Raw genomic sequence first — 23,311 nt, forward strand, 5'->3', positions numbered from 1 at the left:
TAGCCGTGCGATGCGCGAAGCGCTATCGCTCGGCGTAATCCACCACGGTTCGTATCCGTAGAGACAGAAGAGGTGGGTTACGCCAGCGGACTGCGCTTCGCGCAGCCGCGTGCTAACCCACCCTACGAATCCGTTACTCCGCGGCCTCCGCGTAATCGCTCACCGGCGGGCAGGAGCACACCAAATTGCGGTCGCCATAGACGTTGTCGACGCGGCCGACCGGGCACCAGTATTTGTCGGTACGCGAGACGCCATCGGGGAAACAGCCCTCGCTGCGGGTGTAGGCGCGATTCCACGCATCGTCCGCGATGTCGTGCACGGTGTGCGGGGCGTTGCGCAAGGGCGATGCTTCGATCTTGAAGCGGCCGGCCTCGACCTCGGCGATCTCCTTGCGGATCGCGATCATGGCATCGCAAAAACGATCCAGCTCCGCCTTCGATTCCGACTCGGTCGGCTCGATCATCAGCGTGCCCGGCACCGGGAAGCTCATGGTCGGGGCGTGGAAGCCATAGTCGATCAAGCGCTTGGCGATGTCGTCGACGGTGACGCCGCTCGTCGTCTTGAGCGGACGGGGATCGACGATGCACTCATGCGCGACGCGGCCCCTGGCGTTCTTGTAGAGCACCGGGAAGTGCGCATCGAGGCGCGCTGCGATGTAGTTGGCGTTGAGGATCGCGATCTCGGTGGCACGCTTCAAGCCTTCGCCGCCCATCATCAGGATGTAGATGTAGGAGATGGTGAGGATCGAGGCCGAGCCGAACGGCGCCGCGGAAACCGGGCCGATCGGAGCGTCGCCTTGCGTCGCGGGATGACCGGGCAGGAACGGCGCAAGATGCGCCTTCACACCGATCGGGCCCATGCCCGGGCCGCCGCCGCCATGGGGGATGCAGAAGGTCTTGTGCAGGTTGAGATGGCTGACATCGGCGCCGTAATCGCCGGGCCTGCTAAGGCCGACCTGTGCGTTGAGGTTGGCGCCGTCCAGATACACCTGGCCGCCATGACCGTGCACGATGTCGCAGATCTCGCTGATGTGCTCCTCGAACACGCCATGGGTCGAGGGATAGGTGATCATGACCGCGGCGAGATCGTTCGAATGCTTCTCCGCCTTGGCGCGGAGGTCATTGACGTCGACGTCGCCGTTCTTCTCGCAAGACACAACCACCACGTCCATGCCGACCATCGCGGCCGAGGCCGGGTTGGTGCCGTGGGCGGAGGAGGGGATCAGGCAGATTTTTCGGTGGCTCTGCCCACGCGCAGCATGATAGCCGCGGATCGCAAGCAGCCCGGCATATTCGCCCTGCGCGCCTGAGTTCGGCTGCAGCGAGATCGCGTCATAGCCGGTGATGTCGCACAGCCATTTTTCCAGCCGCGCGAACAGCGCGTGATAGCCCTTGGCCTGCTCGCGCGGCACGAACGGATGCAAGCTGCCGAATTCCGGCCAGGTCAGCGGCATCATCTCGGTGGTCGCGTTCAGCTTCATGGTGCAGGACCCGAGCGGAATCATCGCGCGGTCGAGCGCGAGGTCGCGGTCGCTGAGCTTGCGCATGTAGCGCAGCATCTCGGTCTCCGAGCGATGCGCGTGGAAGACGGGATGGGTGAGGAAGGCGGTGGTGCGCTTCAATGCTTCCGGCAGCGCCTCGCGCGTAGTGGCGTCGATCTCGGCATAGGCAAGCGTGCCGCCGAAGGCACGCCAGACCGCTTCCACCGTCGCTGGCGTCGTCGCTTCGTCGAGTGCGATGCGCAAGTTCGTTTCGCCAACGCCGAGATTGATCTTCTCGGCAGCGGCACGCGCGACGATCTCGGCGCGCTTGGCGCCGGCATCGACGCTGAGCGTGTCGAAGAAGGTCTCGCTATCAGGCGCAAAGCCGAGCTTGCGTAGGCCGGCCGCGAGCACAGCGGCGCGGCGATGCACGTTGCGCGCGATCTGCGTGAGGCCCTCAGGGCCGTGATAGACCGCGTACATCGAAGCAATCACGGCGAGCAGCACCTGCGCGGTGCAGATGTTGGAGGTCGCCTTCTCGCGGCGGATGTGCTGCTCGCGGGTCTGCAGCGCGAGGCGATAGGCAGGCGCCCCGCGCGAATCCACGGAGAGGCCGACGAGGCGGCCGGGCAGCGAGCGCTTCAGCGCATCGCGCACCGCCATATAGGCCGCGTGCGGCCCGCCATAGCCCATCGGCACGCCGAAGCGCTGCGCGGATCCGATTGCGATGTCGGCCCCGAGCTCGCCGGGCGAGGCGAGCAGCGTCAGTGCCAGCAGGTCGGCGGCAACGATCGCCAGCGCACCCTTGGCCTTCAGCGCTGCGATCGCGGGCCTGAGGTCGCGCACCGCGCCCGAGCTTCCCGGATATTGCAGCAATGCGCCGAGCACGTCGGCGTTAGCGAGATCGGTGAGGGGATCGCCGACCACCAGGGTCCAGCCGAGCGGCTCGGCGCGGGTGCGCATCACCGCCAACGTCTGCGGATGCACGTCCTTGTCGACGAAGAAGGCCTTTGCCTTGACCTGCGAGTGGCGCTCCGCGAGCGCCATGGCTTCGGCAGCGGCGGTGGCTTCATCGAGCAGCGAGGCGTTGGCGACGTCGAGCCCGGTGAGGTCGCAGATCATGGTCTGGAAGTTGAACAGCGCCTCCAGTCGGCCCTGGCTGATCTCGGGCTGGTAGGGCGTATACGCCGTGTACCAGGCCGGGTTCTCCAGGATGTTGCGCTGGATCACCGCGGGGAGGATCGTGCCGGAATAGCCTTGGCCGATCAGCGAGGTGAAGACCTGGTTCTGCGCGGCGAGCTCGGCCATGTGCGCGATCGCCTCGGTCTCGCTCAGGGGCTTGCCGAGATCGAGCGGCGATGCCTGCCGGATCGAGGCCGGCAGCGTCTCCGCCATCAGCGCGTCCACGCTTTTGGCGCCGACCGTTTCGAGCATTGCGGTGACATCGCGCACTGATGGGCCGATGTGGCGGCGAACGAAACTGGCGGCGGTCTCGCCGCTGGATTTACGGTGCGCGGTCATCGCTTGCTCCATCGTCCTTAAGCCGTGTGGGCCTTGTAGGCGGCTTCATCCATGAGGCCGCCGAGCTCGTTCTTGTCGGCAATCTTGATCTTGAAGAACCAGGCCGCGCCCTGTGCATCCGAATTGATCAGCGCCGGCTCGGCGGCGAGCGCCTCGTTGGTCTCGAGCACTTCGCCGGTAACAGGTGCGTAGACGTCGGAGGCCGCCTTCACGGACTCGACCACCGCTGCGGCTTCCGCCTTCTTCAAGGTGCGGCCGACCTTCGGCAGTTCGACGAACACGACGTCGCCGAGCTGCTGCTGCGCGTAGTCGGTGATGCCGACCGTGGCGGTATCGCCGTCGATGGCGAGCCATTCATGGTCGGAAGTGTACAGCGTCGTGGTCATTGTCTCGTCCTCAGCGTTTGTAGGTGTTTTTCACGAAGGGCATGGCGGCGACTGCGAGCGGCAGGCGCTGGCCGCGCACCTCGGCAAAGAGTTGTGTGCCGAGCGCGCTCAGGCTTACGGGCACGTAGCCCATCGCGACCGGCGCGCTCAGGCTCGGGCCGAAACCGCCCGATGTGACTTGTCCGATCGGATCGCCGCCCGCGCTCTCGGCAAACAGCAGCGCGCCCTCGCGCACGGGGGCGCGGCCCTCGGCGCGCAAGCCGACGCGACGGCGGGATGCGCCGTGATCGAAGTGGGCGAGAATCTTTTCGGCACCGGGGAAACCGCCGGCACGGGCGCCACCGCTGCGGCGGCTCTTCTGCACCGACCATTCCAGGGCGGCCTCGACCGGCGTGGTGGCGGTGTCGATGTCGTGGCGGTAGAGGCACAGGCCAGCTTCCAGCCGCAGGCTGTCGCGGGCACCTAAGCCGATCGGCAGCACGTCCGGATTGTCCAGCAGCATCTTGGCAAGGCGTTCGGCATCGCTGGCGGGAACCGAGATCTCAAAGCCGTCCTCGCCGGTGTAGCCGGAGCGCGAGACGAAGCACTTGATGCCGGCGACCTCATGCGGGCCGGTGTCCATGAACTTCATGCCGGGCGCCTCTGCACACAATTTCGCCAGCGCCGCTTCGGCCTTCGGGCCCTGCAGCGCGATCAGCGCGCGGTCGGCAAGCTGCTCGATGATGCAGTCGCCGGACAGATTCGCACGCAGATGCGCCTCGTCCTGTTCCTTGCAGGCGGCGTTGACCACCAAGAAGAGGTGATCGCCGAAATTGGCGACCATCAAATCGTCGAGGATGCCGCCATCGGCATTGGTGAACTGGGCGTAGCGCTGCCGTCCCGGCGCAATCGCGACGATATCCTGCGGCACCAGCCGCTCCAGCGCGCGGGCGGCGTCCTCGACCTTGCCCGATTTCGGCCGAAGCGCGATCTGGCCCATGTGGGAGACGTCGAACAGGCCGGCTTGGATGCGGGTATGAAGGTGCTCCTTCAGCACGCCCGCGGGGTACTGCACGGGCATGTCATAGCCCGCGAACGGCACCATCTTGCCGCCCAGGGAGACATGGAGGCTGTGGAGGGGCGTACGTCTAGGGGAGTCTTGGTTGTGCGCTAGCATCTGAAGGGGCCCTCGGCGGTTCCCCGGGGACGATTCCCCGATGGACACCAGTCGAAGCCCCATCTGTCGCTGTGCCTGAGAGTATTATCCCGTCGGCGGACGCCGTCCGGGCCTCAAGCCCGTCGGCGCCTCTTTCCAGATGCTGTCAAAGCCACGCGGTCCTTTTGCCTGAGAGTTTCCGGGGCGGTTGCTCCTTCGGCGCCGGCTGCCTAAAGCCGGTCTCTCCCGACGTGGCCGTACGATACAGATGGGTACAGACCACAGGGTAGCCAAGCCTGTCAACGCGACTTCCGTGCCTTTCAACCGGATTGAGCGCCTGCGGCAACCCTCTGATCTCCTTGCACAGTTTCTGGACAGCGAAGCTGGCCTTGTCTAAAAGCGCTTTGGCCCGCAGATATCAGCCTTAATTTCCGGTTTGGACGGCGGGAGCGGGCCCAAGCACACCCGATTGGATGAACATGAGCGGCGTCAACGAGATCAGGTCGACCTTTCTGAACTTCTTTGCCGAGAACGGCCACGAGATCGTGCCGTCCTCGCCATTGGTGCCGCGCAACGACCCGACGTTGATGTTCACCAATGCCGGCATGGTGCAGTTCAAGAACGTCTTTACCGGCGTCGAGAAGCGGCCCTATCAGCGCGCCACCACGTCGCAGAAATGCGTGCGCGCCGGCGGCAAGCACAACGACCTCGACAATGTCGGCTACACCGCGCGCCATCTCACCTTCTTCGAGATGCTCGGCAACTTCTCGTTCGGCGATTACTTCAAGGAGCGCGCGATCGAGCTCGCCTGGACGCTGATCACCAAGGAGTTCGGGCTGAAGAAGGACAAGCTGCTCGTCACGGTCTATCACACCGACGACGAGGCGGCGGGCCTGTGGAAGAAGATCGCCGGCTTCTCCGACGACCGCATCATCCGCATCCCGACCTCGGACAATTTCTGGGCGATGGGCGACACCGGGCCGTGCGGCCCGTGCTCGGAGATCTTCATCGACCGCGGCGAGCACATCTGGGGCGGGCCTCCGGGCTCGCCGGAAGAGGACGGCGACCGCTTCCTCGAATTCTGGAATCTCGTGTTCATGCAGTATGAGCAGGTGACGAAAGAGGAGCGCGTGGATCTGCCGCGTCCCTCGATCGACACCGGCATGGGCCTCGAGCGCATGGCCTGCATCCTCCAGGGCGTCGAGAGCGTGTTCGAGACCGACCTGTTCCGCCACCTGATCGACGCGACGTCGTCGGCGCTCGGCAGCGGGCCGCAGGAGCAGACTGTTGCCTCGTTCCGCGTCATCGCCGACCATTTGCGCTCCTCCGCCTTCCTCGTCACCGACGGCGTGCTGCCCTCGAACGAGGGCCGCGGCTATGTGCTGCGCCGGATCATGCGCCGCGCGATGCGCCATGCGCAGCTGCTCGGGGCCAAGGAGCCCTTGATGCATCGTCTCGTCCCGGCGCTGGTGCGCGAGATGGGCCAGGCCTATCCCGACCTGATGCGCGCCGAGAAGCTGATCGAGGAAACGCTGCGGCTGGAAGAGACCCGCTTCCGCAAGACTCTCTCGCGTGGCCTTGCCATCCTCGACGAGAAGAGCGCGTCCTTGAAGAAGGGCGACATGTTCGACGGCGACGTCGCCTTCACGCTGTACGACACCTACGGCTTCCCGCTCGACCTGACGCAGGACGCGCTGAAGTCGCGCGGCATCGGCGTCGACCAGGCTGCGTTCACCGATGCGATGGAGCGCCAGAAGGCCAAGGCGCGCGAATCCTGGAAGGGCTCGGGGGAAGCTGCCTCCGAAGCGATCTGGTTCCCGCTGCGCGAGAAGCTGGGTGCGACCGAATTCCTGGGCTACGAGACCGAGAGCGCCGAAGGCGTGGTCTCCGCGCTGGTCAAGGATGGCCAGGAAGTCGCCAGCCTCAAGGCGGGCGAGACCGGCGCGCTTCTGCTGAACCAGACGCCGTTCTATGCGGAGTCCGGCGGCCAGGTCGGCGACACCGGCGTGCTGACGGGTGAGGGCGGCATCAAGTTCCGCGTCACCGACACGCAGAAGAAGCTCGGCGATTTCTTCGTCCATATCGGCACCGTCGAGAGCGGCGAGCTGAAGCTCGGCACCGCGCTGCAGCTCGAGGTCGATCATTCGCGCCGTTCCTCGATCCGCGCGCATCACTCGGCGACGCATCTCATTCATGAGGCGCTGCGCCAGGTGCTCGGCGACCACATCGCCCAGCGCGGCTCAATGGTCGCGCCCGACCGCCTGCGCTTCGACTTCGTGCATCCGAAGCCGATCACGGCTGAGGAGCTTGCCCGCGTCGAGGACATCGCCAACGACGTGGTGCTGGAGAACGACGAGGTCACCACGCGCGTGATGGGCGTGGATGAGGCCCGCGAGGCCGGGGCGCGCGCGCTGTTCGGCGAGAAGTACGGCGACGAGGTCCGCGTCGTCTCCATGGGCAGGACCGCGCGCGAGCGCGGCGCCAATGCGCTCGGCTGGTCGGTCGAGCTCTGCGGCGGCACCCATGTCAAGCGCACCGGCGACATCGGCCTGATCACGCTCACGGGCGAGAGTGCGGTCGCCTCGGGCGTGCGCCGCATCGAGGCGCTGACGGGCAACTACGCGCGAAAACACGCCAACGAGACCATGGCGCTAGCGAAGACCGCCGCGAACGAGCTGCGCACCTCGATCGACGACGTGCCGGCGCGCATCGCCGCGCTGATGGAGGAGCGCAAGAAGCTCGAGCGCGAGCTGTCCGACGCGCGCAAGAAGCTCGCCATGGGCGGCGGCGCATCCGGCGGCAACGGCGCTGCGAGCGGCGTGCGCGAGGTCGGCGACGTCAAGCTGATGGCGCGCGCGGTCGAGGGCATCGAGATGAAGGATCTCAAGGGCCTTGCCGACGACGGCAAGAAGCAGATCGGCTCGGGCGTCGTCGCGATCGTCGGCGTCACCGAGGATGGCAAGGCCGGCGTCGTGGTCGGCGTCACGCCGGACCTGACTGCGCGCTTCAACGCCGTGAACCTCGTCCGCGTCGCTTCCGAGGCGCTGGGCGGCAAGGGCGGCGGCGGCCGGCCCGACATGGCGCAGGCCGGCGGTCCCGACGGCGCCAACGCGACCGCGGCGCTGGCGGCGATCGAAAAAGCGATGGCAGGCGCTTAAGGCCACCATGGGCCTCGTTCCGCGAGGACGTGGGCCTGGCGATCCCGTCTTGCGGGATCGCCTCTACGAATTGCTGGAGCACGACCCCCTGGCCTATTCGGTCGGGTCGCGCTTCATCCAGCTGATCATCGCCGTCATCGTGCTCAACGTGGTTGCGATGATCCTCGCCTCGGTGCCGGAGCTGGATGCGCGGTTCGATGCGCTGTTCAGCGCAATCGCGGTCCTCGCCGTCATCGTGTTCGCGCTGGAATATCTGGCGCGGCTGTGGACGGTGGCGGGGCACACCCAGCGCAGGGGCTCGGCGCTGTCCGACCGGCTCTCTTATGCCTTCTCCGCGCTCGGCATCATCGACCTCATGGCGTTCCTGCCGGCTGCGATCGTGCTCGCCACGGGCCGGCACGCGACGCTGGCCGGGCTCGGCGTGCTGCCGTTCTTCAAGCTGATCCGCTATTCGCCGGCGATGCGCTCGCTGCTCGCCGCGGTGCATGCCGAGCGGCGCGCGCTGATCGGCTGCATCGTCATCCTGATCGGGGCGGTCCTGACCTTCGCCTCGCTGCTCTATGCCATCGAGCGCGACGTGCAGCCGGACAAGCTCGGCACCATCCCGCAGGCGATGTGGTGGGCGATCGTGACGCTCGGCACCGTCGGCTATGGCGACGTCGTGCCGGTGACGCCGCTCGGAAAATTCATCTCGACCTTCGCCATCATCAGCGGCTTCGCCATGATCGCGCTGCCGGTCGCGATCATCTCCTCGGCGTTCGCCGAAGAGGTGAAGCGGCGCGATTTCGTCGTCACCTGGGGCATGCTGGCGCGGGTGCCGCTGTTCTCGCATCTGTCCGCGGCCGAGATCGCCGACATCATGCGCCTCCTGCGCGCCCGCACCATCGAGCAGGGCGAGATCCTGGTGCGGCGGGGCGATGCGGCCTCGTCGATGTATTTCATCACCGCCGGCGAGGTCGAGATCGCGCTGCCGAGCCAGCAGGTGCGCCTCGCCGACGGCACCTTCTTCGGCGAGATCGCACTGCTGCACAAGACCAAGCGCAGCGGCACCGTCACGGCGACGCGCAAGACGCGCCTGCTCGTGCTCGACGCCCAGGATTTCCACGCCCTGATCGCACGCATGCCGACGCTCGCCGATCACGTCCATACCACCGCGAAGGCGCGGCTCGCCGACAGCGGCGATCTCGCCGCGGCGGAGCTGGCGCAGGCCGAGAAGGACGACACCGACCGCTGAGTGGTCAGCCCTTCTTCAGGAAGACGTAGTCGGCCGAGTAGGGCGCGCTTTTGAACTCGCCCGCCTTGTCGCAAGCGCCTTCGAGCTTGCCGCCATGGGTGTTGATGCGCTGGACGGTGGTCACGGGCGTCAGGGTGCCGCTGCCGCGGCGGGAGGCGACTTCAAGCTTGAGCCAGGGGATATCGGTAGGCGTGGCGCCCGGCGCGTTGCCGATGGCCTTGCCGACGACGGCGCTGCCGTCGGCGAGCTCCCAGTTCGGGCCGGCATAGTGGCGGCCGACGGTCTTGCCCTCGGAGAGAAGCGTTGCGACCGGTTCGCGGAAGGCCCAGGCGAGCTTGCCGTCGGCGGTGGCCTTGCACTCATAGACCTGCGCGCCCTCGGCGTGGACGCTGAGCACGACGGTCTCGCCAGGTGCGGCGATGGCCTCGGGGAGCGGATCGGCGGCGGCCGGCCCGGCCATTACTGTGAGCAGCATCAGGCAGGGGACGGCAAGCTTGGTCGACATGGTCGCATCTCCGCGCGAGGGGTCTCAAAAAAAGGGCCGCGCCCAAAGGCGCGGCCCGTGATGATGTCTGGCCCAGTCGGGCAAAATTGCGGTCGGCTTACGCCGCCATCGCCTTGACCAAGTTCTCGGCGACCTTGTCGAGGAAGCCGGTGGTCGAGAGCCAGCGCTGGTCGGCGCCGACCAAGAGCGCGAGGTCCTTGGTCATGTAGCCTTCTTCAACCGTGTCGACGCAGACCTTCTCCAGCGTGGCCGCGAACTTCGCGAGCTGCGGGTTGTTATCGAGCTTGGCGCGATGCGACAGGCCACGGGTCCAGGCGAAGATCGAGGCGATCGAGTTGGTCGAGGTCTCCTTGCCCTTCTGGTGCTCGCGGTAGTGGCGGGTCACCGTGCCGTGGGCGGCTTCGGCCTCGACGGTCTTGCCGTCGGGGGTCAGCAGCACCGAGGTCATCAGGCCGAGCGAGCCGTAGCCCTGCGCGACCGTGTCGGACTGCACGTCACCGTCGTAGTTCTTACAGGCCCAGACATAGCCGCCGGACCACTTCAGCGCCGAGGCCACCATGTCGTCGATCAGGCGGTGCTCGTAGGTCAGGCCCTTGGCCTCGAATTCCTTCTTGAACTCGCGGTCGTAGATGTCCTGGAAGATGTCCTTGAAGCGGCCGTCATAGACCTTCAGAATCGTGTTCTTGGTCGAGAGATAGACCGGATAGTTGCGCAGCAGGCCGTAATTGAGCGAGGCGCGGGCGAAGTCGATGATGGAGTCGTCGAGGTTGTACATCTCCATGGCGACGCCGGCGCCCGGAGCCTTGAACACTTCCTTCTCGATCACGGTGCCGTCCTCGCCGACGAACTTCAGCGAGAGGGTGCCCTTGCCAGGGAACTTGATGTCGGTGGCGCGGTACTGGTCACCATAGGCATGGCGGCCGATGATGATCGGCTTGGTCCAGCCGGGAACGAGGCGCGGCACGTTCTTGCAGATGATCGGCTCGCGGAAGATCACGCCGCCGAGGATGTTGCGGATGGTGCCGTTCGGCGACTTCCACATCTGCTTGAGGTTGAATTCCTTCACCCGGGCCTCGTCCGGGGTGATGGTGGCGCACTTGACGCCGACGCCGACCTTCTTGATCGCCTCGGCGGCGTCGATGGTCACCTGATCGTTGGTGTGGTCGCGGTACTCCATGCCCAGGTCGAAATACTGCAGCTCGACATCCAGGAACGGGTTGATCAGCTTGTCCTTGATGTACTGCCAGATGATCCGGGTCATCTCGTCGCCATCGAGTTCGACGACGGGATTGGATACCTTGATTTTTGCCATGTTCGGGGAAGCCCTCTTGGGAACGGCGCTGGTCGCGCCAACGTGAATATCCGCCGCCTCTTAGCACCTGATAGCAGCGGGCGAAAGCCAAGTGATTATGCACTTTTAGCTCATCCAGCTTCCCCAGATGGGGAGCGGGGCCTGACACCAAGGCTGGGGCGGGGGTGGGGTTTCAGTCGAGATTCAAAAGTCGATTCCAACCCGTTATTTCCCTTGAGAATTTTGTCAGGACAGGCAAACGACAGGCGGATAGCGGGTGAGCCGGCCGGTGGCCCGCTTGAATCAATTCCTAAGGCGGCCTTGCCAAGGCCTTGAGACGAAGAGTGAAAGCGAAGCGAGATGTCGGGGACTGACAAGAGCAAGACGGGCCTTTCCCTCGACGGTCCCATCGTCATCCTGGTCGAGCCGCAGCTGGGTGAAAACATCGGCATGGCTGCGCGCGCCATGGGCAATTTCGCCCTCGGCGCCTTGCGCATCGTCAACCCCAGGGACGGCTGGCCCAACATCGCGGCCCAGCGGGCGGCGGCCGGTGCCGACCACATTCTGGAAAAGGTCGAATTGTTCGACACGGTGGAGCAGGCGGTCGCCGACCTCGACCTCTTGTTCGCCACCACGGCGCGCCCCCACGACCAGGCCAAGCCCGTGGTCGGGCCGGAGGCCGCAGCCAGCGAGATCGCCGGGCACGTCGCGACCGGAGGAAAGGCCGGTATCCTGTTCGGCCGCGAGCGCTGGGGCCTGACCAACGAGGAGGTCGGGCTCTCCAACCGCATCATCACCTTTCCGGTCAATCCCGGCTTTGCCTCGCTCAACCTCGCTCAGGCCGTGCTGCTGATCGGCTATGAATGGTTCAAGCGGGCGACTTCAGGCGAGCTGCCGCATGCCATGCCTGAGCGCTCCGAGCGCGCCTCGCAGCATCAGATGCAGGCCTTCTTCGACAATCTCGTGCGCGAGCTCGACAAGGTCGAGTTCCTGCGGCCGGCCGAGAAACGCGACACCATGCTGGTGAACCTGCGCAACATTTTTAGCCGCATGGAGCCGACCAAGCAGGACATGCACACCCTCCATGGAGTCATCATGGCGATCGCGGAGGGGCGCAAGGGCCCGGCCAAGGGCGGCGTGCTCGACGGCGAGCAGGCGACGCGCCTGCGCGCGCTGCTGGCCGAGCACGGCCAGGGCGGCGGCGTGCCCGACAGCGGCTCCACCGTGCGCGGCCTCGCCCGCCTGCTCCGCCGCAACCCGACCGACGCCGAGCGCCTGCTCTGGCAGGCCCTGACCCGCGATCGCCGCTTCGCAGGTGGGTTCAAGCGCCAGACCCCTGTGGGACGCCACATCCCGGACTTCGTCTCGTTCCCGCACCGGATCGCGGTCGAGCTGGTGAACCCCGGCGAGGGCGAAGCCATCGCCGCCGACCGCGCGGGGCGGCGGACCTGGCTCGAGGCGCGGGACTATCGGGTGCTCGACATCCGCGCGGCGGATGTGGAGCGCGATCTTGAGGCGGAGTTGGTGCGGCTGCAGGGGATGATCGAGCAGGGCAGTTAGGTCTCGTCGGGCGCAGCTCTCGTAGGGTGGGCAAAGGCGCATCGCGCCGTGCCCACCACTCTTTGTGTCGGAGAGAGATGGTGGGCACGCTTCCGCCTTCGCTCTTCGAGCTACGGCGGACAAGTCGCTTTGCCCACCCTACGGCACCGCGCTTGTGGCTGATCCACGCTACGCACTATCACCCGAGCTGCACGCCAACGCCGCAACCAAGGGCTGTGCAGAGGCGCAATCGGTTGCTATGAAGTCCCCGGGAATTGAAGTGGGGACTGCATGTTTGGAATGGTGGGCCGCGCACTCGTTGGTGCGGCAGCAAGCTTAAGCGCGTTGGCGCTCACAATCTTGATCGAAGTATTGCCTGCCCGCGCGGAAATGCCTTTGGCTGCGAAGTGCAACACGGCCAACAACATCACGCTCGATGAGCGCATCGCGGGTTGCACCGCTATCATTCAGGCGGCGCAGGCCATGCAGCAGAGCGTGATCATGGCGTACTTTCGCCGGGCCATGTTTTATCGCCAGAAAGGTGAGACCGAGCTTGCGATTGCGGACTACAACCTCATCATCGAACGCGATCCGGGCAATCTGAACGCTCGCCTTCAGAGAGCTTTTGCGCATGTCGAGAGGCGACAAACCGACGCTGCGCTTGCCGACTACGAGAAGGTCATCGAGCTTGATCCCAAGGCTGTATACGCCCGTCTGGGGCGTGCCCGAATCTACTGGGCCAAAGGAGATATGGACCGCGCCATTGCTGACTATGATCAAGCCCTATTGGTCCATCCGGACAACGTCATCGTGCATGTAGACCGAGGCCTCGCTTACATCCGCAAGGGCGACACGGGTCGTGCCATGACTGACTGCAATCGAGCAGTCGAGATCGGCCCGCAAGCCGGCATTGGCCAGTTGTGCCGCAGTCGGGCTTACGCTGCCCAGGGCAACAGAGAGCGTGCATTGGCTGAGCTCGATCAAACAATGCAGATCAAGCCGAGGAATGAGTATTTCTACTACTTCCGGGCCGAATCCTTTTCTCTGCTGGGCGAATTCGACCGCGCCATTGCCGATTTCAACCGGGTGATCCAGCTGGCACATCAGGGGCAAGGAAACCCCGGCGATCGGCAGGCTCAGCCTCAAGGTCAGGACGCCGACCCCATTTCTGCGTCCGTCGCGGGTGAATCAATTGTACTCGCTTCCGCGGATGGCCCTGTGCTCCGCGCTCGGGGAGCGGCCTACAACGCGAAAGGGGACCTTGACCGCGCTATCGCAGACTATGATGAGGCGATCCGCCTCAACCCCAAGGACAAGGATGCATTCGGGCTCCGCGCCAACGCGCACAAGGCCAAAGGGGATTTCGACCGCTCGCTTGCGGACTACGATCAACTCGTGCAGCTCGATGCCAAGGATGCGCGCGCCTATTTTCATCGTGCAAGGGTCTATTGGCAGATTGCTTCATTCGCCAAATCGTTGGCCGACCTCGATCAGGCGATCCAGCTCGATCCAAAGAATGCCTACCCGATCTTATGGCGCGAAATTGTTGCAAAGCGCAGTGACCAGCCGAGCCAGCTGGGCGAGGCGGCAAAACAGCTCGACGCGGCGAAATGGCCCGCGCCGGTCGTCAATCTCTTCCTTGGCACGATGACGCCGGAGCAAGTGCGCAGCGCGGCGGACGATGCCGACCCGGCGAAGAAGAAGGGGCAGGTCTGCGAGGCGAATTTCTATACTGCCGAGCGCGCCCTGCAGAGCGGCTCCAGAGATGAGGCGTTGAAACTGTTCGAGCAGGCTGCAGCCGATTGCCCGAAGACCTTTCTCGAGAAGCCGGCCGCCGACGTCGAGCTTGGCGCGCTGCGAGCGAGTCGCTGATCGAATGGGCGGGTTCTCGTAGCTCTCGTAGGGTGGGCAAAGCGTAGCGTGCCCACCGTGTCTATCGACGACGCCGAGTGAGAAATGGTGGGACGGCGCTTCGCGCCTTTGCCCACCCTACGAGACCGAGTGTGTGGTTTGTAGGGTGGGTTAGCCGAAGGCGTAACCCACCACCCTTCAGCGAATGCCGGACGAAGTTGGTGGATTACGCCGGCGACTGCGCTGCGCGCAGCCGTGGGCTAGTCCACCCTACGCACCTCTCACCCGCGCCCGAGCAGCACGTCGCGGTCGACTGCAATCCAGGTCGTCTTCGCCACCGCCAGCAACCTGCCGCTTTCATCATGGAGCGCGGCGTCGGCTGTCCGCTTGCGGCCGTCGCGGCCGGTCGGCCAGGCCGTGATGATGCAGGGTTCACCAGGGCGCGGGCAGGCCTCGATCCGGGCGGACATTCGTCCCAGCAGGAGCGGCGTCTTGTCGTAGGTGCCGCTCTGCTGATTGCAATTGCAGGCAAAGCCGGTAGGACAATCGAGTGCCGACCAGAGAAATTCCGGCGCGACGCGGCCATCCTCGGCGGCCAAGTTTGGATCGGGCGTCCAGGTCGCCGCGAGGACGGCGTTCTGCGCACGACGCTTGAGTGGCCCGGTGAAGATGCGCAGGCCGTCGCCTTGCGCACGCGCCGGACCGCAGACGAAACAGTTCGGCAGCGGATGCTCGTGCGGCTCGAACAGCGTCAGCAGCTCGGCGGCGCGTGCTTCCTGCAAGCTGGCTGTCTCGAGCTGCGCGAGCTCGACATGCGCTGCTTGCCCGGTCGCAACGACCTTGGCGCCCTCGCGAAGCTCCCATGAGCCGTCGATTGCAGCGACCGCATCGAGCGGCGTGTCCAGGGGAGGCGGCGCGCGCAGCGTCACCTCCGCGGCCCCGGGAATGTGACGCGCAAGCCGGCCGCAGACATAACCGCCGTTGCCGGAGTTCGGAGGGCCGCAGAAGCGCCTGGCGATGATGATCTGAGGCATCGGATTTGTTCTCCTCGGTCCTCGTAGCCCGGATGGAGCGGAGCGCAATCCGGGACGGTGTCCCGCATTCCGCTGCGCTCCATGCGGGCTACGAAGTAAGAACCGTTACACCGCCTCGAGCTGATCCGCTGCGCGCTTCTTCTTCGCCCTGGATTGCCCGAGCAGGGGGCCTGCCGTGAGAGCGGCCGTATCGGCCACGCCCGGGTCGCGCGAGATCATCGCCGCGACGATGGCGCCGTCGATGATCAGGCCGAGCTGGTGCGCCAGCACCGCGGGGTCGCTGGAGCCGAGCTCGCCGGCGAGCTTCTCGATATGACCGAGCACGATCTTCTTGTGCTTCAGCGCGATGTTACGGAATTGCTTGGCGTCCTTGTCGTGCTCGCCGACGGCGTTGATGAAGGGGCAGCCGTAGAAGCGCTCCTCCGCGAACCAGCTCTTCAGCGCCGGGAAGATCCGCGTCAGTTTCGCCTGCGCGTCGCCGCCGCCCGCTTCCATGGCGCCGATGAACCATTCGCGCCACTGCTTGCCTTCGCTCTCCAGCACCGCGTTGACGAGGTTGGTCTTGGAGCCGAACAATTTGTAGAGCGTGGTCTTCGCCGTGCCGGCTTCCTCGATGATCGCGTCGATGCCGGTGGCGTTGATGCCGTTCTTGCAGAACAGATGCGTCGCGGCGCTCAGGAGGCGCCCGCGCGCGGATTCATCTTCGCCAGCGGCGGCGTGGGGCGAAGTCTTCTTCGATGACGTCTTGTTCAGTAAGGGCTTGGCCATGAGTCCAAACTTACCCGCAGCCGCGCCGCATCAGCAAGCCGCATCTGTTCCGCGCTGAAAAGATTCGCAAGGGGCAGACCATCTGCATCGCCTTTGAGCAAGCCGCCGCTGATCAATCCGCAGGCAGGGATCGGTAAGCCGCTCCAAAGCTTCGCGTTTTGTTTTCGGCCGGCTCTGGCACGCTCCATGCAAGGAAACAGACCGTTCGGTATCCTGCCGATTTCCACTTCTGCCAGGGAGAAGATTGATGACTGCCGTCGTTCAGAAGACAGTGCTGACGGGTTGCCTCGCACCCATCGACAAGAATGGCCTCGAGCAACTGATCGCCAACGGCAAGGCGAATCCGAAGGTCATCAAGACCTTGAAGTGCAAGACGGTCGCGGAAGGCAAATTCCGCCACGCCAACTACATCCGCAACCTGCCGCCCTATATCGTCGACGAGCCGCCGGGACTCCTGGGCGACGATACCGCGCCCAATCCGTCGGAGGCCTCGCTCGCCGCGCTCGGCTCCTGCCTTGCGGTCGGCCTTCACGCCAACGCCGTGCATCGCGGCTGGATCGTCAACAAGCTCGAGCTGGAGCTCGAAGGCGACCTCAACATCACCGCGGTCTGGGGCACCGGCGACATGTCGGACAAGCCCGTTGGTTTTACAGACGTGCGCGTCAAGGTCGACATGGAGTGCGAGGGCATCTCGCCTGACGAGATCAACGCGCTGGTTGCCCATGTGAAGAAATGGTCGCCGGTCGCCAACACCTTCACCCGCCCGGTCAATCTCGAGGTCGGCATCTAGCATAGCAACAGGACAAGGTGCGGGAGACGATCATGGGGTCACTGGCTTTATCGCGGGCCGAAGTTCTGGATCAGCCCGCACCGTCCATTGCAGGGGAGGTGGCGCGGATCGCGCGGGAGCGGCTCGCGCCGCTCGCCGCCGGCATCGACGACGGCTCGGTCTATCCGGCCGAGGTGCTGCGCGCGTTCGGCGCGGTCGGCGCCTGGGGCAGTCACATGCCCCTGGAAGGTCCCGCGGATTTGCGCTGCGCGATCGAGTCGATGGCGGCGATCGGCGAGGTTTGCGGCGCCACCGCCTTCATGGCCTGGTGCCAGAACACGCTGGTCTGGTACGCCGCCAATTCGACCAATCTGAAGCTGGCCAGGCGTTTCGGCGATGCCTTCTCGACCGGGCGCGTGCTCGGCGGCACCGGGCTGTCCAATCCGATGAAGAGCTTTTTCGGCATCGAGAAGCTCAAGCTGAAAGGGAAGAAGGTCGAGGGCGGCTACATCGTGCGCGGCGCGTTGCCCTGGGTCTCCAATCTCGGCCCCGATCATTTCTTTGGCACGATCTTCGAGCGCGAGGACGAGCAGGGCATCGCAAGTGGCGAGCCCGGCACTGTCATGTTCCTCGCCGACTGCTCCGATCCCGCGATCACGCTGACGCCGTGCAAGCCGTTCCTCGCGATGGACGGCACCGGCACTTACGGCGTGCAGTTCCGCGACGTCTTCGTGCCGGACGAGCTGATCCTCGCCGATCCCGCCGCGCCCTTCGTCAAGAAGATCCGCGCCGGCTTCATCCTGCTCCAGGCCGGCATGGCGCTCGGCGTCATCAGGGACTGCATCAACATCATGGACGAGGTGGATAGCTCGCTCGGCCACATCAACCGCTATCTGCCGCAGCAGCCGGTGCACTTCCGCGATCTCGCCGCCGAGCTCGAAGCGGAGACCATGGCGCTGGCGCGCGATCCCTACAACGAGGAGGAGACCTATTGGCGCAAGGTGATCGCGCTCCGCCTTCGTGCGGGCGAGGCCAGCGTCGCGGCGGCGCATGCGGCGATGCTGCATTGTGGCGCCCGCGGCTACCTCAAGAGCCACCGCGCGCAGCGCCGCCTGCGCGAGGCCTATTTCGTCGCGATCGTCACGCCGGCCACCAAGCAGCTGCGCAAGATGCTCGCCGAGTCCTGAGTTCTACGAGTCCACCCCAAGAAGACCTAAGACGCGACCCTAAGACGACGACCCAGAGACCCCCAACCTCAACGGAGAGGCTGCCATGACTGACGTCCTGATCACTGCCGTCGAACTCGCCGATCTCTTGAAGCTAGAGCCGTGTGTCGTCATCGACACCCGCAATCCCGACGCCTATGCCGCCGGGCATTTGCCGGGCGCCGTCAACGTGCATGAGATTTTTACGTTCCTCGCGACCTCGACGCCGGAGGGCATGGCCGAGCTGAAGACCAAGTTCGCTGATGCCTTCGGCGGCGCCGGTCTCTCCGGCAAAGAGACAGCCGTGATCTACGAGCAGTCGATGAACTCCGGCTTCGGCCAGTCCTGCCGCGGCTATTACCTGCTCACCATGCTCGGCTATCCCAAGGTGAAGGTGCTGCATGGCGGCTTCGACGCCTGGTCGGCCGCGGGCTTCCCGGTGACCAAGGACGTGCCGACGCCGGCAAAGGCCGGATTCTCGATCGTGCCTGAGGCCGGCGAGATCCTGATCGACGCCAAGACCATGCTTGGCGCCGTCGGCAAGCCCGGCATCGCCATCCTCGACGTGCGCGACGTCGACGAGTGGATCGGCGACAGCTCCTCGCCTTACGGGAAGGATTTCTGCCCGCGCAAGGGCCGCATCCCCGGCGCGGTGTGGCTGGAATGGTATCGCATGATGAAGCCGACCGCCGAGGGCCCGCGCTTCAAGTCCAAGGACGAAATTCTTGCGGAGTGCGCCACCGTCGGCATCTCGCAGACGACGCCGGTCTATCTCTACTGCTTCAAGGGCGCGCGGGCCTCGAACACATTCCTCGCGCTGAAGAACGCGGGCGTGAAGGACGTGCGGATGTATTTCGGCTCCTGGAACGAATGGTCGCGCGATCCGTCGCTGCCGATCGAGCAGGGATTGCCGATTGCGTCTGGCGTGACAACCAAGGCGGCGTGAGCGCGCGCGATCACATGGCCCGCGGACGAGGCGCGATCCCCAGCGCCTTGATCCGCGAGGCCAGCGTGGTCGGCTTGATATCGAGCATCTCGGCCGCGCCGCCGGGGCCGAAGACTTTTCCGGCGCAGGCCTCGAGCGCGGCCAGGATGTTGGCGCGCTCGTGGTCGCGCATCTCGGTTGACGTCATCACCACCGGGCGCGCGTCGGCCTTCTGGCGCGTGGCGCCGCTTGGCGGTTGCGCGCCGGAGGTGTCGGGCAGATCGATGCGCAGGCGACCGTTCTGCGACAGGATCGCGGCGCGCTCGATCACGTTCTGCAATTCGCGGACATTGCCGGGCCAGTCGTAGCGGGCGAGCCGCCGCGCATCGCCCTCGGAGAGGCGCAGGTTCGACTTCAATGCCTTGCCCTCGCGCGTCAAAAAATGCTGGGCGAGCAGGGGAATGTCCTCGCGCCGTTCGCGCAAGGGCACAGTCTCGATCGGGAACACGTTGAGGCGGAAATAGAGATCTTCGCGAAAACGGCCGCGCTGCACCTCCTGCTTGAGGTCGCGATTGGTCGCGGCGATGACGCGGACGTCGACGGCGCGGGTGCGCTCCTGGCCGACGCGCTCGAAATGTCCCTCCTGCAGCACGCGCAACAGCTTGCCCTGCAATTCGAGCGGGATCTCGCCGACCTCGTCGAGGAACAGCGTGCCGCCGTCGGCGAGCTCGAAGCGGCCGATGCGGTCGCGTGTCGCGCCGGTGAAGGCGCCGCGGACATGGCCGAAGAATTCGCTCTCGAACAATTCGCGCGGGATCGCGGCGCAGTTGACGCGGATCAGCGGCCGGTCGCTGCGGGTGGAATCCTCGTGGATGGCGCGCGCGATCAGCTCCTTGCCGGTGCCGGACTCGCCGGTGATCATCACCGCCGCGGTGGTCGGCGCCACCAGCTTGACCTGGCGCAGCGTCTTCTGGATCGCCTCGCTCTGGCCGATGATGCCGCGCGGATTGGTCTCGATGCGGATTTCTTCCTGGAGATAGGCATTTTCCAATTCTAGCCGCTCGCGCAGGCGATCGACCTCGGCAAGGGCCGCATGGAGCTTCTCGTCGGCCTCGCGGCGCTGGCTGACGTCGCGAAACACCACGACCGCGCCGACCACGACGCCGCGATCACGAATGGGCGTGGAGGTGTATTCGACCCAGGCCGGCGAGCCGTCCTTGCGCCAAAACACCTCGCCGTCGACCTGGTGCACGGCGCCGTCGCGGAACGCCGCATAGATCGGACAGTCGTGGTTGTGATAGTGGCGGCCGTCGTGATGGGTGTGGTGCACGATCGGGTGGATCTCCTTGCCGACCAGCTCCTCGGCGGTCCAGCCGAGCATGCGCTCGGCCGCGGGATTGACGAAGGTGGTCTTGCCTTCCGCGTTGACGCCATAGATGCCTTCGCCGGCAGCGCGCAGGATCAGCTGGTTCTCGCGCTCGATGTCCTGGAACACGCGCTCGACCCGCTGCCAGGTCGAAATGCCCCCGCGCATGTGGTCTTCGGCGGCGGCATCCACATTGCGGCGGCGGCGCGCTTCGAGATCGGTCAGCGTGAGCAGCAGCAGCGAGCGGCCGTCATGCGGCAGCAGGCAGCCGGAATATTCGAGCTGGAGATTTTGCCCCGTCGCATGGCGGGGATTGAGCGCCGTGGTCCAGTAGGCGCCCTTGTGCAGCACGGCCTGGGTGAAGACGGTGAGGGCCGGAAGCTCGCCGGCGTGGAGCGTGCTGGCCCGGGTCTGCCGCAGCAGCGCGCGGTCGTAGCCGAGCAGGGCGCAGGCGGCGGGATTGGCGTCGACGATCTGGTCGCTGAAGGGATCGACCAGCAGCGTCGCCTCGACCGAGGATTCGAACGCCGCGATGCGCGGGTCGATGGCGGGAGCCACATCATCGTGGACGGGCATTGGCGTCGTTGCCATTGCGAAATCTCGTAATTGAACTACGAAATCTCGTTTATCACGAGTTTTCGTAGTGGCCAAGCGTGACCGAAAGTGCTGCGTCATCAAGGCACTGGCCGCTCCTGAGGGGGTGGCACACTCCTTGCGTAATTCCTCCTCGCAATGACGCGCAGGAGGGCCGATGTCCACGTTCGACAATCCGTTTGATCCCGATCGCAACCTTCGAGCCGGCTGTGCCTGCGGCCAGCATCGTTCCGCGGCAGAGCACGAGCAGGCGGCGGCTTCAGCGCTCCGCTGCGATCCCGTCGAGAGCGAGGAGAAGCGCTACGAGGGCGTCGTCGCCTCCGCGGTGATGCGCGCGATGTTTCCGCAGGACGTTGCGCGGCGCGCGTTCCTGGAATCGGTCGGTGCGTCCACGGCGCTGGCGGCGCTCTCGCAGTTCTTCCCGCTCAAGACCGCGACCGAGGTTTTTGCGCAGACCGGCGCGCCCGAGAAGAAGGACCTCAAGGTCGGCTTCATCCCGATCACCTGCGCGACGCCGATCATCATGGCGGCGCCGATGGGCTTCTATGCCAAGCACGGCCTCAACGTCGAAGTGGTCAAGACCGCCGGCTGGGCCGTGATCCGCGACAAGACCATCAACAAGGAATACGACGCCGCGCACATGCTGGCGCCGATGCCGATCGCGATCTCGCTGGGCTTAGGCGCCAATGCCATTCCCTTCGCGGTGCCCGCGATCGAGAACATCAACGGGCAGGGCATCGTGCTCGCGACCAAGCACAAGGACAAGCGCGATCCGAAGGACTGGAAGGGCCTGAAATTCGCGATCCCCTTCGACTATTCCATGCACAACTATTTGCTGCGCTATTATCTCGCCGAGCACGGCCTCGACCCCGACACCGACGTGCAACTGCGCTCGGTGCCGCCGCCGGAGATGGTCGCGAATTTGCGCGCCGACAACATCGACGGCTTCCTCGCGCCCGACAACATCTGCCAGCGCGCGATCTATGACGGCGTCGGCTTCATGCATCTGCTCTCCAAGGAGATCTGGGACGGCCATCCCTGCTGCAGCTTCGCCGCCAGCCGCGAGTTCATCACCACGGCGCCGAACAGCTTTGCCGCGCTGACCCGCGCCATCGTCGATGCCACCGCCTATGCCTCGAAGGCGGAGAACCGCAAGCAGATCGCCGAAGCCATCGCGCCGGCCAACTACATCAACGCGCCGGTGACGGTGCTGGAGCAGGTGCTCACCGGCACCTATGCCGACGGCCTCGGCGGGGTGAAGACCGATGCCAAGCGCGTCGATTTCGATCCGTTCCCCTGGCAGTCCTTTGCGGTGTGGATGCTGACGCAGATGAAGCGCTGGGGCCAGATCAAGGGCGACGTCGACTACAAGGCGGTGGCCGAGCAGGTGTATCTGGCGACCGACACGAAGAAGCTGATGACCGAGATGGGCCTGTCGCCGCCGGCGAGCAGCTACAAGTCGTTTGCGGTGATGGGCAAGAATTTCGATCCGGCGAAGCCCGAGGATTATGTCGCGAGCTTCAAGATCAGGAAGGCGTCGTGATGGGCGGCGCTCTTTCCCTGTCGTCCCGGCGAAGGCCGGGACCCATACGGCGTGATCGATCGATCGCGAAAGGTAGCAGTACCGAACGAGTCTTAGCCAAGCTCCTCCCTGTGGTTATGGGTCCCGGCCTTCGCCGGGACGACGGGTAGAGAGGTCTCGCGCGATGAACTCGTCCCTCCGTCTCCGCGCCGGCCTCGTCTCGATCGCTCTGCTCGCCGCGTTCCTCGGCATCTGGCATCTCGCCACGCGCTCGACGGCACCTGTCGCCACGATGAGCCCGGAATACGCCAAGCTGATGGGCCTCACGGCAACGCAGGGCAAATCCGCCATGCCCGGGCCGCTCGATGTCGGTGCTAAGCTGTGGGAGCATCTGAAGCGGCCGTTCTATGACAACGGGCCGAACGACAAGGGCCTCGGCATCCAGCTCGCGTATTCCATTGCGCGTGTCGGGACCGGCTATCTGCTGGCGGTGCTCGTCGCCATTCCGCTCGGGTTCCTGATCGGCATGTCGCCGCTGCTGAGCAAGGCGCTCGATCCGTTCATCCAGGTCTTGAAGCCGATTTCGCCGCTGGCCTGGATGCCGCTGGCGCTCTACACCATCAAGGATTCCTCGGTCTCGGCGATCTTCGTGATCTTCATCTGCTCGATCTGGCCGATGCTGCTCAACACCGTGTTTGGCGTGGCCAGTGTGCGCAAGGAGTGGATCAACGTCGCGCGCACGCTCGAGGTCGGCACCATCAGGCGCGCCTTCACCGTGATACTCCCCGCCGCGGCGCCGACGATTTTGACCGGCATGCGCATCTCGATCGGCATTGCCTGGCTGGTGATCGTCGCCGCCGAGATGCTCGTCGGCGGCACCGGCATCGGCTACTTCGTCTGGAACGAGTGGAACAACCTCTCGATCACCAACGTGATCATCGCGATCCTGCTGATCGGGATCGTCGGCATGCTGCTCGACCAGATCCTCGCGCGCTTCACGCGCATGGTCACCTTTCCGGAGTAGGCGC

At 65.4% G+C, this 23,311-nt stretch carries 17 protein-coding genes and 1 riboswitch; of the genes, 9 read left to right on the top strand and 8 right to left on the bottom strand.

Features of this window, described 5'->3' with window-relative positions; translation table 11 throughout:
- Positions 1-133 precede the first annotated feature (133 nt).
- Genes gcvP through gcvT form a run of 3 tightly spaced genes read right to left on the bottom strand, consistent with a single transcriptional unit; the run spans position 134 to position 4,543 of the window.
- Positions 134-3,001 (bottom strand): aminomethyl-transferring glycine dehydrogenase, encoded by a 2,868-nt coding sequence (gene gcvP, locus JQ603_RS23870; protein WP_212343072.1) that lies wholly within the window; start codon positions 2,999-3,001, stop codon positions 134-136.
- A gap of 17 nt (positions 3,002-3,018) precedes the next feature.
- The gene (gene gcvH, locus JQ603_RS23875) at positions 3,019-3,387 is read right to left on the bottom strand and encodes a glycine cleavage system protein GcvH (protein ID WP_212343074.1); all 369 of its coding nucleotides are present in this window, start codon (positions 3,385-3,387) and stop codon (positions 3,019-3,021) included.
- Between the two features lie 10 nt (positions 3,388-3,397).
- On the bottom strand, positions 3,398-4,543 hold the full coding sequence (gene gcvT / locus JQ603_RS23880; protein ID WP_212343076.1) for a glycine cleavage system aminomethyltransferase GcvT: 1,146 nt from the start codon (positions 4,541-4,543) through the stop codon (positions 3,398-3,400).
- Positions 4,544-4,690: 147 nt separating this feature from the next.
- Positions 4,691-4,781, bottom strand: a riboswitch (glycine riboswitch).
- A 220-nt stretch (positions 4,782-5,001) separates the two neighbouring features.
- Between gcvT and alaS the strand changes: the two genes are divergently transcribed.
- Positions 5,002-7,680, top strand: coding sequence for an alanine--tRNA ligase (gene alaS / locus JQ603_RS23885; protein ID WP_212343078.1), 2,679 nt, complete (start codon positions 5,002-5,004; stop codon positions 7,678-7,680).
- A 7-nt stretch (positions 7,681-7,687) separates the two neighbouring features.
- Positions 7,688-8,914, top strand: coding sequence for a cyclic nucleotide-gated ion channel (locus JQ603_RS23890; RefSeq protein WP_212343080.1), 1,227 nt, complete (start codon positions 7,688-7,690; stop codon positions 8,912-8,914).
- Positions 8,915-8,918: 4 nt separating this feature from the next.
- On the opposite strand, the gene JQ603_RS23895 is transcribed toward JQ603_RS23890, so the two are convergent.
- A complete protein-coding gene (locus tag JQ603_RS23895) occupies positions 8,919-9,419 on the bottom strand; it encodes a DUF3455 domain-containing protein (protein WP_212343082.1) in 501 nt (166 codons plus the stop codon).
- 97 nt (positions 9,420-9,516) lie between these two features.
- Positions 9,517-10,731: an NADP-dependent isocitrate dehydrogenase gene (locus tag JQ603_RS23900; RefSeq protein ID WP_212343084.1), complete on the bottom strand. Its 1,215-nt coding sequence runs from the start codon at positions 10,729-10,731 to the stop codon at positions 9,517-9,519.
- A gap of 339 nt (positions 10,732-11,070) precedes the next feature.
- Here JQ603_RS23900 and JQ603_RS23905 point away from each other — a divergent pair, with 339 nt between their 5' ends.
- Both JQ603_RS23905 and JQ603_RS23910 read left to right on the top strand, forming a co-directional pair.
- Positions 11,071-12,270: a TrmJ/YjtD family RNA methyltransferase gene (locus JQ603_RS23905; RefSeq protein ID WP_212343086.1), complete on the top strand. Its 1,200-nt coding sequence runs from the start codon at positions 11,071-11,073 to the stop codon at positions 12,268-12,270.
- Positions 12,271-12,540: 270 nt separating this feature from the next.
- The gene (locus JQ603_RS23910) at positions 12,541-14,121 is read left to right on the top strand and encodes a tetratricopeptide repeat protein (RefSeq protein WP_212343087.1); all 1,581 of its coding nucleotides are present in this window, start codon (positions 12,541-12,543) and stop codon (positions 14,119-14,121) included.
- 260 nt (positions 14,122-14,381) lie between these two features.
- On the opposite strand, the gene JQ603_RS23915 is transcribed toward JQ603_RS23910, so the two are convergent.
- Together JQ603_RS23915 and JQ603_RS23920 are read right to left on the bottom strand one after the other, a co-directional pair.
- Positions 14,382-15,134: a hypothetical protein gene (locus JQ603_RS23915; protein WP_212343090.1), complete on the bottom strand. Its 753-nt coding sequence runs from the start codon at positions 15,132-15,134 to the stop codon at positions 14,382-14,384.
- A 105-nt stretch (positions 15,135-15,239) separates the two neighbouring features.
- The gene (locus tag JQ603_RS23920; protein ID WP_212343092.1) at positions 15,240-15,902 is read right to left on the bottom strand and encodes a TetR/AcrR family transcriptional regulator; all 663 of its coding nucleotides are present in this window, start codon (positions 15,900-15,902) and stop codon (positions 15,240-15,242) included.
- Positions 15,903-16,149: 247 nt separating this feature from the next.
- Between JQ603_RS23920 and JQ603_RS23925 the strand changes: the two genes are divergently transcribed.
- The 3 genes from JQ603_RS23925 to JQ603_RS23935 all read left to right on the top strand — a co-directional run bounded on the left by JQ603_RS23925 (position 16,150) and on the right by JQ603_RS23935 (position 18,822).
- Positions 16,150-16,692, top strand: a complete 543-nt coding sequence (locus JQ603_RS23925; RefSeq protein ID WP_063682428.1) for an OsmC family protein — start codon at positions 16,150-16,152, stop codon at positions 16,690-16,692.
- 32 nt (positions 16,693-16,724) lie between these two features.
- Positions 16,725-17,858 carry an acyl-CoA dehydrogenase family protein gene (locus tag JQ603_RS23930; protein ID WP_212343094.1) on the top strand — a complete coding sequence of 378 codons (1,134 nt, stop codon included), beginning with the start codon at positions 16,725-16,727 and terminating at the stop codon, positions 17,856-17,858.
- An 85-nt stretch (positions 17,859-17,943) separates the two neighbouring features.
- Positions 17,944-18,822: a sulfurtransferase gene (locus tag JQ603_RS23935; RefSeq protein ID WP_212343095.1), complete on the top strand. Its 879-nt coding sequence runs from the start codon at positions 17,944-17,946 to the stop codon at positions 18,820-18,822.
- Positions 18,823-18,832: 10 nt separating this feature from the next.
- Here the strand turns inward: JQ603_RS23935 and JQ603_RS23940 are convergent, their stop codons facing one another.
- Entirely contained in the window at positions 18,833-20,758 is a 1,926-nt protein-coding gene (locus JQ603_RS23940) for a sigma 54-interacting transcriptional regulator (protein WP_212343096.1), read from the bottom strand.
- 160 nt (positions 20,759-20,918) lie between these two features.
- Here JQ603_RS23940 and JQ603_RS23945 point away from each other — a divergent pair, with 160 nt between their 5' ends.
- Together JQ603_RS23945 and ntrB are read left to right on the top strand one after the other, a co-directional pair.
- Entirely contained in the window at positions 20,919-22,304 is a 1,386-nt protein-coding gene (locus tag JQ603_RS23945) for a CmpA/NrtA family ABC transporter substrate-binding protein (protein ID WP_212343097.1), read from the top strand.
- Positions 22,305-22,467: 163 nt separating this feature from the next.
- A complete protein-coding gene (gene ntrB / locus JQ603_RS23950) occupies positions 22,468-23,307 on the top strand; it encodes a nitrate ABC transporter permease (protein ID WP_212343098.1) in 840 nt (279 codons plus the stop codon).
- The last annotated feature ends 4 nt before the right edge of the window (positions 23,308-23,311 follow it).

This window comes from Bradyrhizobium liaoningense (assembly GCF_018130825.1).
GTDB classification, from domain to species: Bacteria; Pseudomonadota; Alphaproteobacteria; order Rhizobiales; family Xanthobacteraceae; genus Bradyrhizobium; species Bradyrhizobium liaoningense_B.

What these genes read in the sequence shown, in the direction of transcription:
- JQ603_RS23895 (WP_212343082.1), bottom strand. Translation starts at nt 9,419, where the DNA reads ATGTCGACCAAGCTTGCCGTCCCCTGCCTGATGCTGCTCACAGTAATG.
- JQ603_RS23890 (WP_212343080.1), top strand. Translation starts at nt 7,688, where the DNA reads ATGGGCCTCGTTCCGCGAGGACGTGGGCCTGGCGATCCCGTCTTGCGG.
- JQ603_RS23945 (WP_212343097.1), top strand. Translation starts at nt 20,919, where the DNA reads ATGTCCACGTTCGACAATCCGTTTGATCCCGATCGCAACCTTCGAGCC.
- ntrB (WP_212343098.1), top strand. Translation starts at nt 22,468, where the DNA reads ATGAACTCGTCCCTCCGTCTCCGCGCCGGCCTCGTCTCGATCGCTCTG.
- JQ603_RS23915 (WP_212343090.1), bottom strand. Translation starts at nt 15,134, where the DNA reads ATGCCTCAGATCATCATCGCCAGGCGCTTCTGCGGCCCTCCGAACTCC.
- alaS (WP_212343078.1), top strand. Translation starts at nt 5,002, where the DNA reads ATGAGCGGCGTCAACGAGATCAGGTCGACCTTTCTGAACTTCTTTGCC.
- gcvH (WP_212343074.1), bottom strand. Translation starts at nt 3,387, where the DNA reads ATGACCACGACGCTGTACACTTCCGACCATGAATGGCTCGCCATCGAC.
- JQ603_RS23900 (WP_212343084.1), bottom strand. Translation starts at nt 10,731, where the DNA reads ATGGCAAAAATCAAGGTATCCAATCCCGTCGTCGAACTCGATGGCGAC.
- gcvP (WP_212343072.1), bottom strand. Translation starts at nt 3,001, where the DNA reads ATGACCGCGCACCGTAAATCCAGCGGCGAGACCGCCGCCAGTTTCGTT.
- JQ603_RS23920 (WP_212343092.1), bottom strand. Translation starts at nt 15,902, where the DNA reads ATGGCCAAGCCCTTACTGAACAAGACGTCATCGAAGAAGACTTCGCCC.
- JQ603_RS23925 (WP_063682428.1), top strand. Translation starts at nt 16,150, where the DNA reads ATGACTGCCGTCGTTCAGAAGACAGTGCTGACGGGTTGCCTCGCACCC.
- JQ603_RS23940 (WP_212343096.1), bottom strand. Translation starts at nt 20,758, where the DNA reads ATGGCAACGACGCCAATGCCCGTCCACGATGATGTGGCTCCCGCCATC.
- JQ603_RS23930 (WP_212343094.1), top strand. Translation starts at nt 16,725, where the DNA reads ATGGGGTCACTGGCTTTATCGCGGGCCGAAGTTCTGGATCAGCCCGCA.
- JQ603_RS23910 (WP_212343087.1), top strand. Translation starts at nt 12,541, where the DNA reads ATGTTTGGAATGGTGGGCCGCGCACTCGTTGGTGCGGCAGCAAGCTTA.
- JQ603_RS23905 (WP_212343086.1), top strand. Translation starts at nt 11,071, where the DNA reads ATGTCGGGGACTGACAAGAGCAAGACGGGCCTTTCCCTCGACGGTCCC.
- gcvT (WP_212343076.1), bottom strand. Translation starts at nt 4,543, where the DNA reads ATGCTAGCGCACAACCAAGACTCCCCTAGACGTACGCCCCTCCACAGC.
- JQ603_RS23935 (WP_212343095.1), top strand. Translation starts at nt 17,944, where the DNA reads ATGACTGACGTCCTGATCACTGCCGTCGAACTCGCCGATCTCTTGAAG.